Here is a 10,025-nt window from a genome sequence, read left to right as displayed (position 1 = left end):
TCCTTTATCCCAGCGGGATACAAAGAAAGCCATGAACAGAAATAATCCTCAGCACTGCCATCTGCTTTTTTCTTCCACGGAATGCTGTATACTCCATATTCATTCCTTAGTCTGGCAAATAGAGAGGACGAGGTTTTAAAATCTCCTTCATATTCATTAGGATCGGTTTCCAGCGTGGTAAAAGCTTTCTCTTTTTTATCTTTACTTTTCTTATACTGTTCAGCCACTACCTCTTTATAATTTTTGTCTCCAAAATTAGAAGTCTCCCCTAGCCGCATCCAATCGAAGCCATAATCTTCCCCTTTCCAGTAATCTTTTGGCCTGAACTGCACCACACATTTTGCAGGTAACTTTATTCCCGGTGCATATTTAGGGGTTCCATAACTAACCCCATCTTTTACTCCTGTTTCCGTAATTGAATTCCCTGCAGTAGTAATAATATTTTCATTGGAATACATACTATGTCCTTCCTGAGAAACCTTGGTATAGGTTCCCTTTACAATTCTCGTTCTGCTCATGATATAGAAATTAAGTGTTATTGTTTCTTTCTATAGTACCATAAGCAATGAGCTGTGTGAACAGCTTTGAATTTAAGATGCTTTTTTTCATAAGTGTGTTTTTAATTAATAACTCTCTAAATTTAGAAATATTATTTTATTCAGAAAATATTTTTTTTCATAAATGTCTGAAAATGTAGCAGTTTTACAACTATTCATTTTTAATTGTATGACTCATGTTAAATCAAAAATGCCACGAATACACTCACAATTCGTGTACTCGTGGCAAGAAAACTTTGGTTTTGATCCGCTGTTTTTATTCTTTATTTAAACTTTCTATCCTCTTCTTTAATAGCAAGGTCATTGATGCTTGCATATCTTTTAGCCATTAATCCGTTTTCATCAAACTCCCAGTTTTCATTGCCATAGGCTCTGAACCAGTTTCCATCTTTGGTCTGGTATTCATATTCAAAACGGACAGCAATACGGTTTTCTGTATGTGCCCAATATTCTTTTTTTAGTTTATAATGGAGCTCTTTTTCCCATTTCTTCTGAAGAAATAGCACAATTTCTTCTCTTCCATTGATAAATGTATCTCTGTTTCTCCATTCGCTGTCAATGGTATAAGCTTTGGAAACTTTTTCAGGATCCTGACTGTTCCAGGCATCTTCTGCCATTTGAATTTTTTGCTTTGCCGTTTCAAGAGTGAAAGGTGGAAGCGGGTGTTTCTGTTCCATTATTTAGGGGATTAAATGATTGACTATTTTTTTTGATTTCAATATCAGCTCATTCGATTTAAAAAGCTGGCTCTCTATAATACTGCTTTCAAAGAGCATATAAATATGATCGGAAAGAGTATCATCTTTCAACAAATCCAGGAAATAATTTCTAAGATCAGCTTTATGAGCTTGAATTACATCCAGAATTTTAACATTATCCATCGGAATTTCTGACAAAATATTCAGGAAACTGCAACCTCTGAAATTCTCTTTATTGTTCATATATATCAGGAAGTCAAAAGCGTTGATGATCTTTGAACGGAGATCTTCTGACGGAGCTGTAAAAGTATAAAGTTCATTGAACCAGTATTCGTGTCTTACCTTAAGAAATTCCACACATAAGTCTTCTTTGGATTTAAAATGAAGATAAAAGCTTGCTTTGGCCACTCCTGCATCAGAAATGATCTGGTTGATTCCTGTAGAATTATATCCCTGCTTTGCAAACAGATCAAATGTTGTTTCTACAATTCTTTCTCTTGGCGACTTCATATTGAATTTTTTATAAAACAAATGTACGAAAAAAAACAATAGACAGACAAGTCAGTCTATTTTAATTTTTGGATGGAAGCTAGAAGAAGGAAGCTGGAAGTCCTATTTGTGTTTTGCAGATATATAGCCACATTCTTATGATAATCCCATTAAAATGCAGATGATTTTATTACGTCTAAAAGTACTTTCCTCTTCCAGCTTTCATCATTCTTCACAAAAAAAGCCCCCAAGATAAACTCTCGGAGGCTATTTATATATCATAACGTGTATTACTCTTCCAACTTGTCTTTTTCCTCTTCTTCTTTTTCAGGGAAGATAACAGATAAAAGAACGGAGATCACCAATACTCCACCTACAATTCCTAATGAAATTGGAGAAGGAATGTGAATCCATGGTGCAATAAGCATTTTAACTCCAATGAATGAAAGGATAATGGCCAATCCATAAGGAAGTTTGCTGAACATGTGGATAAAATTCGCCAATAGGAAATATAATGATCTAAGTCCTAAAATCGCAAAGATATTGGATGTGTACAGGATAAACGGGTCATTTGAAATGGCAAAGATCGCCGGAATGGAATCTACTGCGAAAAGAACGTCTGTAAATTCAATCACCCCAACCACTACCAATAGCGGTGTTGCCATTTTGATTCCCTTTTGAACCGTGAAGAACTTATCACCATCATAGTTATCAGATACTTTCCAGAAGCTTTTAATTAATCTAGCTCCTGCAGTATTACTATAATCTTCATCGTCATCATCATCACCATCTCCCCAGGACTTGATTCCGGCGTATACAAGGAATAATCCGAATAAGGTCATTACCACATTAATTTTCACAGGAGTTCCGAAAATATCCATTTCAGGAAGATATGTAAGGTTAATCAACCCTACTCCTGCAAAGATAAATATCGCTCTGAAGATTAATGCTCCGATAATCCCCCAGAAAAGAACTTTATGGTGAAGGAATTTCGGAACTTTAAAGAATCCGAAAACCAGGATAAATACGAACAAGTTATCTACAGAAAGGGCTTTTTCAATCCAGTAAGCCGCCTGGTATTGGGTAAATTTCTCTACTGCCAACGCATGACTTTCCGGAGTTCCGTCTGTATTGAAAACCCAATACACGACTCCCGAAAATATCATAGACAGCGAGATCCATACGATAGACCAGATGGTAGCTTCTTTGGAAGAAACTTCGTGGCTTTTTTTGTTGAAAACTCCTAAATCCAGGAGTAACATGATAACGACTGTTACCGCAAATCCCCACACCAAGCCAGGGTGCAGCTCTAAAATACTTTGATGTTCCACTTGAGTTATGTTATTATATGATAAAAGCAATAGATGTAACAAAGTACAAATATTGCTATTTTATTTACATTTTGATGTATAAATGATTATAAATAATTCATCTGTACGGTTTGGATGGTCTGCTCCAGCTTTCTGTCGGCTGTAGGATCTCCAATTGCGTTGAATTTCCATTCACCGTTTCTTCTGTAGAACACTCCCATAACCATGGCAACATGACCTTTGAAAGAAGCATCATTTGCTATATCATATTTTGCAAAGACTTCTTTTACGTTGGTTGGTGTTCCTTCGTAGATACGGATAGAAGCAAAAGGAATAGTTCCAAAATCCTGGCCTCTGTAGCTGTTCAGTACCATTGCCACGTGGTCTACGTTAGGTTCAAGGTTACTGAAATCTACTGTAATCACCTCGTTATCCAATCCGTCATCTCCGTTTACATCACCAGTAAGATCGTCTCCACTGTGTCTTACAGAACCGTTTCTGGATTTAAGATTTCCGAAATAAATTACTTCAGTAACATTTTTATTTGAATCATATAAAATACAGCTTCCGTCTAAGTCTACTGCTTCTTTTTTAGTTCCGAAAAGTCCTTTTTTTTCAATTGCTCCCCAGTTGATTCCTACACAGGCTTGGGAAAGTTCAGCTCCGTTTTCTTTTTTAAGGTTGATTCTCTGACCTTTTTGTAAGTTGATAGCCATCTTTTTATGTTTAGTTGTTATTTACATTTTTGCAAAAAAGCACCAATGCTTATCTGCTTGTTTCAAATTTCGTTTTATTGATTATTCAGGTTTAAATTAAGCATTGCCCGCAGAATATTGGTTTCTTCATCAAAAGCAAATATCTTGCTCATAATATCTATATTTTCGAGGTTTCTGATATAATCCTTCAAAACCGCTTCTACCTCTGGAGGTAAATTGCGTTTTCTTTCATTCATCGTATCCTCCAGCTCTTCATTTTTTTTCTTAAGCTGGTCAATAATCGTACTCTGATTGGATTGATTTTCAGAAATATCAAGCTTATCCAGTTCCTTGTCGAAAAGATAAAGCTTTTTATCATCTACACTGAAAATAAAATAATCATTGGTCTGAAAGATCTTAAAAAGTTCATATTCATGGGTCCCGATCGCATAGCCACAGACAAAACGGACTTTAAATCCCTGTATGTTCAGCCTTCCCAGCAGTTTCCTTTCAATAGAATAATCTTTGTACTGATATGCCGGAAAAGACTCAGCTTTCAACAGAGATTCATCTGCTTCCAGCCTATAGAATTCCTTCGCATACTTTTTATGAAAATACAGTACATTATCCCAATTGGCAGTAAAAATATCTTCGGTAAGGTCTTTATACAGAGTTTTCAGATGTTGTGAAAATATACCGCTGTACATTTTCCTATCTGTCTGAAAACTGTCTGCCTGTCTTTCTTCAAAACCTGAAATGTATTTTTTGTTGATGTCAATTTCATTAAGGACCGCCAGCATATCATTTTCCTTCTGTCTTTTGATTTTCGTCAGAAGTTCAATGAGGCTGTCGGTATACTGCAGGTGGAAAAGTTCCAGTTTATTGTAATCAAGGGCTGTATTTTCCTGGAACAGATTGTGGATAATATCTGTTTTGATGTAAATGGATATTATGTCAATATGCTCAAAAAAATTAGCCAGAAGCTTAAGTCTTGTTAACCTTCTTCTGCTCTGTGACAATATGGTTGCTGCATCTTCCCCCACCGTAGTATCCTATAAATTAACCTCTGACATTCGCTTTCAGTTCGTGTTCTAATGTCTGAAGATCCTGATCCAGCTTTCTTCTGTTATCAGCTCCCTGTTTCTGGATCTGTTTCACTTCATTTAACGTATTGATCAACATTGAAGTTGTTTCTCTCAATGTATCTATAGAAACAATTGTCTGCTCATTCGCTCTCGCTACATTGATAGAGTTCTGACCAAGACGTTCTGCATTCTTTCTTAAAATTTCTTCTGTAGTAGAAGATACTTTCTGCTGGATCTCAATATTTTGCTGCTGTCTGTACATAGCAACAGCAAGCGAAAGTTGGTTTTTCCACACAGGAAGTGTAGTCGTAAGAATAGTCTGTGCTTTTTCCGCAATGGAAACGTTGTTATTCTGAACCAACCTGATCTGTGGAAGTGACTGCATCATAATAACACGTACCACTTTAAGATCGGCCATTCTTCTGTCTAGTCTTGCAATGAAATCCCTCTTATCCGCAATCTGATAATCCTGGAAATTCTGAGGGTTAGCCTCCATCTGAGCTAGCTCAACAGCGGCTCTTTCCATTCTGATATTTCCGGCAATCACAAGGTCTTCAATTTGCTTGATAGAGTTTACATTGCTCTCAAAAATGGTCTGAAGAACAGCATTATCCTTAGTAGAAGTAATGATTCCTGCGTTTACTTTATAAGAGATCTGTTCAATATTGTTGATGATCTTGTCATACTTAGCAAATAAGTTTTCTACCTGAGTCATTACTTTCTTCATGAATGGTAATTTGCTCAGGAAACTTTTTACTTTGTTTCCGTTAAGTTCCTCTACGTCAACATAGTTCAGCTCTACCAAAAGATCATTGATCAATCCGCCTACTTCCCCGGAGTTTGATCTTCTTACATTTCCTAAGAAGCTATCACTCTGATTGGTTAACGTTTTCTGGAGCTCTGCTCCGAAATTCACAATGGATCCTGGGTTAGCTTCATCAATAGAGTTCGCTAAAGCTTCATATTTCTGGCGGTCTTCTGATGGTAGCTGTGTTAAATTCACGTTACCCTCTCTATCTACAAGCACTGCCGGTGCTGCATTCTGAACAGGCTGAGCGGGTGTTGGCGGAACCATCGGTGTCGGCTCAAATGTTCTAAGGGGTTCAATTGATCCTAGCGGATCTATAGGTTGATTTTCCTGATTGTCCATGATTATTTCTGATAAAGTGATACAAATTTCTCAAGGCCATCTCTCTGTCCTGCTCCTACTGCCTCAAACTTCCATTCTCCGTTTCTATTGTAGATTCTTCCGAATTCTACGGCTGTTTCGATTGAGAAATCTTCATCCAATTCATATTTTAAGATCTCTTCATTCGTATCTGTATTGAAAATTCTGATGAAAGAATTTCTTACCTGTCCAAAGTTCTGTCTTCTTGAATCCGCATCGTGGATGGTTACCACTACTGTAATTTCCTTTACCGCATCATCAATTTTTGTAAGATCAATCTTGATCTGCTCATCATCACCAGATCCTTCTCCTGTAAGGTTATCTCCAGTGTGAATTACTGCTTTATCCGGAGATTCAAGGTTGTTATAAAAAATAAAGTGATTATCTGAAACTAATTTCTTGTCATCTCCTAATAAAAATAAAGAAGCGTCAAGATCAAAAGCTGTTCCTGTAGAAGTATTATTGATATCCCATCCTAAACCTACAGTGAATTTAGGTGCGTTGATGTTTTCTCTTTGTCCTTTTTGTAAGTTAATAGCCATAATATAATTCCGTTTGTGTTAAAGTATTGATGTTATTTTTATATTCTTTTATTAAATGATAATTGTTACTGATGGCCAGCTCCAGCAGGTGATCCATCTGTTCCTTTTTTACTTTAGACGTAAGATAGTCAAAATTACTTGAATCTAGGCCTAAAATATATTTTACAATCCTTGTATTGAACTGAAAACTGGTTTTATTCATTACTTCTGCAATGTGTTTTACATTTTTCACTGCATAATAATTGAAAAAGTTTTCAATTTTAGGATCCAGATCAAAATTCATCAGTTCAGCATAATACAGGAACATGAAGTCTGCTTCCACATCATATTCATCCAAAATTCTGTTCACTGTATACTCATGACTACCAGTAATTTTTATATCATCTATAAAAATACAAAGTTTTCCTCTTAAAAAGTCTTTATCAATATAATAAGTATCATTGGCAATCAGATTTTTACGATCCTCAAAATTAAGATTCCCATAATCTGTGATATAGGTATGATTTCTATTGATTTTGGATAAAATACTTGACTTTTTTTCTTTCTGAAACAGATAATAATCCAAATGCTTTTTAAAATAAAAACACAGGAAATTAGAAGCCGTAGGAATTGCCATATATGGGCTTGGAAGCACTACGATCTCTTTATCTGTATTTAAAAGGTCTTCATGTTCGGAAATAAATCCTTCGAATAATTCTTTTGCAAATTTTTCAGCATACGACTTATCGCCATATTTGAAATAACTGTATTCTGCGGGTGAGAAAGTGAACTCATCCGCTGAATGAATGTGGTGTAAGCTGTATCTTTTGTTCATGTTTATGGTTAGTGTTTAAGTAAATGTGCGCTGAACCCGAAGTCTGCAGCTCCTTTATAATCTGCCACAGGGTTATCTCCGATATGCAGGATCTGATGTAACGGCAGATCCTGATCTTTAAGATTATTCTTTACTTCCTGAAAAATAAGCGGGTTCGGTTTTGAACAGTTGATTTCATCAGAATAAATATGAAAATCAATATACTGATCCAGGTTTTCATGAATCAGGAATTTTCTCATTGTTTTTCCTTTGATAAATCCTGTATTGCTCAGAATATTAATGGTTTTTCCCTGATTTTTAATTTCACCAAAAAAATCATGAATATTTTCAAAAATGATAACAGGTTTATACTCTAAAAACAATTCTTCACTTCTTACATAAAACTCATTCAGTTTTTCCTTGTTTAAAAGCTTTACATCTACATTCAATGCACCTAGAATCATCAGATAAATTTCAAAAGTATCTATATTTCCTCCTGTAACCTCATTAATGGTATTGCAAAGATCATCGTAATATTTTACTGTTTTAGCAACTTCATCTATAGGCTTATCTACATTAAAAAACGAGGAGAACAGCTCAACTCTTTTTGTTTTAAATTCAGGATGAGATTTTATTAGGGTGAGCCACAAGTCAAAGGAAAAATGACAGTGGTTATGAATGTCGATATCTGTTTTCAATATGTTTTAAGTTAAAAGTTTTATTTAGCTTCTTGAAAAAGATTTAAAATGTATTCATCATCAAAAAGTGTTTAATTCTCTATTCTTCCCAAAGATAAAATTTTTATCATTACTGCATGGCTTTACCCCTATGTTTTAAGATATTTTATGATTTGAAGGAAGAAATGATAAAAAATAAGGACTGTAGATTTATCTTACAATCCTTGTGTGGGTTTTAGGTATTTCTTTTTGTGAATAGTCAATTCGCTTCGCTTGTCAATTTCGACTGTATTTCAAAAAATTCACGATTCACTTGCAAAGCAAAATTCACTTATTGACTTCTTCCCTATTTTTCCGGCATTACCTTATACGTAGGATCTTCCTGAATATTCACTTCTACCACGGCTTCTGCATTTTTCAGCATTTTACGGCAGTCTTCACTGAGATGGCGGAGGAATAATGTTTTGCCCTGCTGTTTATATCTTTTTGACAATTTATCTACGGCATCAATTGCACTCATATCTACAATGCGGCTCTCTTTAAAATCTACCACTACTTCATCAGGATCATTCATCGGGTCAAATTTATCTGCAAAAGCTGTTGCTGAACCGAAAAACAATGGACCATATATTTCATAATGTTTGGTACCATTTTCATCAGTATATTTTTTCGCACGTATCCTTTTGGCATTATCCCAGGCAAAAACCAGGGCAGAAATAATCACTCCAACCAACACTGCAAGGGCAAGATTATGTAATATTACGGTAATTAAAGCAACCGTAATCCCTACAAATATATCAGACTTCGGCATTTTGTTTACAATTCTGATAGAAACCCACTGAAAGGTACTGATCGCCACCATCATCATCACTCCTACCAAAGCTGCCATTGGGATTTTTTCTATAACAGGTGCTCCAAAAAGAATAATCAGCAAGATCATAACGGATGCAATAATACCTGATAATCTGGCTCTGGATCCTGCATTAAGATTTACCAAGGTCTGGGCAACCATTGCACAACCACCCATTCCACCGAAAAAACCGTTGGTAATATTAGCTAGTCCTTGTGCTACTGATTCTTTATTAGCGCTTCCTTTGGAATTGGTTATTTCATCTACCATAGATAAGGTCAACAATGATTCAATAAGACCTACCCCGGCCATAATTACTGCATAAGGGAAAATAATCTGCAATGTTTCCAGAGAAAAAGGAATCTGCGGAATATGAAAGCTTGGAAGATTACCACTGATATGAGCAATATCTGAGACCGTTTTTGTCTGAATATTAAATCCTAGCACTACAGCAAACACAACAATTATGGCCGCCAAAGACGCAGGAATAGCTTTTGTGAGCTTTGGAAAAAAGTAAACGACTGCAATGGTGAGAGCTGTTAACCCACTCATAATGTATAATGGAATTCCCTGAAGCCAACTTACAACTCCATGAGCATCTGTAATTTTAAACTGTTCTACCTGAGCCATAAAAATAATGATCGCCAGGCCATTCAGAAAGCCATACATAACCGGCTGCGGAATAAGCCTTACAAATTTCCCCAGTTTAAAGATCCCCACAAGCATCTGGAGAGCTCCTGCAAGGGCAACTGTTGCAAAAAGATATTCTACCCCATGAGATTTTATCAGGGCAATAAGTACAACAATAGTGGCTCCAGCTCCTCCTGAAACCATTCCCGGGCGGCCTCCTAAAACAGCCGTTACAAACCCCATCATACATGCAGCATACAATCCCGTGAGTGGGGAAAGCCCTGCCAGGATGGCAAAGGAAAGAGATTCGGGAATCATGGTCATCGCTACTGTAAAGCCAGCCAGCAATTCATTTTTATAATTTATTTTTTTCGAAAAATCGAATAAGCTAATGGTATTCTTCATTGAATTGCAAAGGTATAGACTTGGTGATTCGTATACAATATTTTCTTTTTCAAGTTTTTACTCCATATTTGTGTTTTATTTTATTTCACACATTAGTTCATATAATATGTTAATTTTAATTAAAAT

10 protein-coding genes and 1 pseudogene are annotated in these 10,025 nt (G+C 35.8%); all 11 read right to left on the bottom strand.

Annotation, left to right across the window (positions count from 1 at the left end; genetic code table 11):
- A pseudogene (locus BBH99_RS03960) lies at positions 1–518 on the bottom strand (hypothetical protein); the annotation flags it as partial.
- A gap of 302 nt (positions 519–820) precedes the next feature.
- Positions 821–1,234 (bottom strand): nuclear transport factor 2 family protein, encoded by a 414-nt coding sequence (locus BBH99_RS03955; protein ID WP_185111035.1) that lies wholly within the window; start codon positions 1,232–1,234, stop codon positions 821–823.
- 3 nt (positions 1,235–1,237) lie between these two features.
- Positions 1,238–1,765: a TetR/AcrR family transcriptional regulator gene (locus BBH99_RS03950; protein WP_066692274.1), complete on the bottom strand. Its 528-nt coding sequence runs from the start codon at positions 1,763–1,765 to the stop codon at positions 1,238–1,240.
- 269 nt (positions 1,766–2,034) lie between these two features.
- Complete coding sequence (locus BBH99_RS03945; protein ID WP_066692283.1) at positions 2,035–3,075, bottom strand: TerC/Alx family metal homeostasis membrane protein; 1,041 nt, start codon at positions 3,073–3,075, stop codon at positions 2,035–2,037.
- Positions 3,076–3,161: 86 nt separating this feature from the next.
- Positions 3,162–3,770, bottom strand: coding sequence for a TerD family protein (locus tag BBH99_RS03940; RefSeq protein WP_066692271.1), 609 nt, complete (start codon positions 3,768–3,770; stop codon positions 3,162–3,164).
- 74 nt (positions 3,771–3,844) lie between these two features.
- On the bottom strand, positions 3,845–4,792 hold the full coding sequence (locus BBH99_RS03935; protein WP_083188730.1) for a hypothetical protein: 948 nt from the start codon (positions 4,790–4,792) through the stop codon (positions 3,845–3,847).
- 16 nt (positions 4,793–4,808) lie between these two features.
- Positions 4,809–5,984, bottom strand: a complete 1,176-nt coding sequence (locus tag BBH99_RS03930; RefSeq protein WP_185111033.1) for a toxic anion resistance protein — start codon at positions 5,982–5,984, stop codon at positions 4,809–4,811.
- Between the two features lie 2 nt (positions 5,985–5,986).
- The gene (locus BBH99_RS03925; protein WP_066692269.1) at positions 5,987–6,544 is read right to left on the bottom strand and encodes a TerD family protein; all 558 of its coding nucleotides are present in this window, start codon (positions 6,542–6,544) and stop codon (positions 5,987–5,989) included.
- Entirely contained in the window at positions 6,534–7,358 is an 825-nt protein-coding gene (locus tag BBH99_RS03920; RefSeq protein WP_066692266.1) for a phosphoribosyltransferase family protein, read from the bottom strand. The genes BBH99_RS03925 and BBH99_RS03920 overlap by 11 nt, the downstream gene beginning before the upstream one ends.
- Positions 7,359–7,366: 8 nt before the next feature.
- A complete protein-coding gene (locus BBH99_RS03915; RefSeq protein ID WP_066692263.1) occupies positions 7,367–8,035 on the bottom strand; it encodes an HAD family hydrolase in 669 nt (222 codons plus the stop codon).
- A 325-nt stretch (positions 8,036–8,360) separates the two neighbouring features.
- Entirely contained in the window at positions 8,361–9,899 is a 1,539-nt protein-coding gene (locus BBH99_RS03910; protein ID WP_066692260.1) for a SulP family inorganic anion transporter, read from the bottom strand.
- Between the last annotated feature and the right edge of the window lie 126 nt (positions 9,900–10,025).

It is taken from the genome of Chryseobacterium contaminans (genome assembly GCF_001684955.1).
In the GTDB taxonomy this organism is placed as follows: domain Bacteria; phylum Bacteroidota; class Bacteroidia; order Flavobacteriales; family Weeksellaceae; genus Chryseobacterium; species Chryseobacterium contaminans.
The sequence above is the reverse complement of the archived record's forward strand: the minus strand, read 5'-3'. Positions and strand labels throughout refer to the sequence as shown.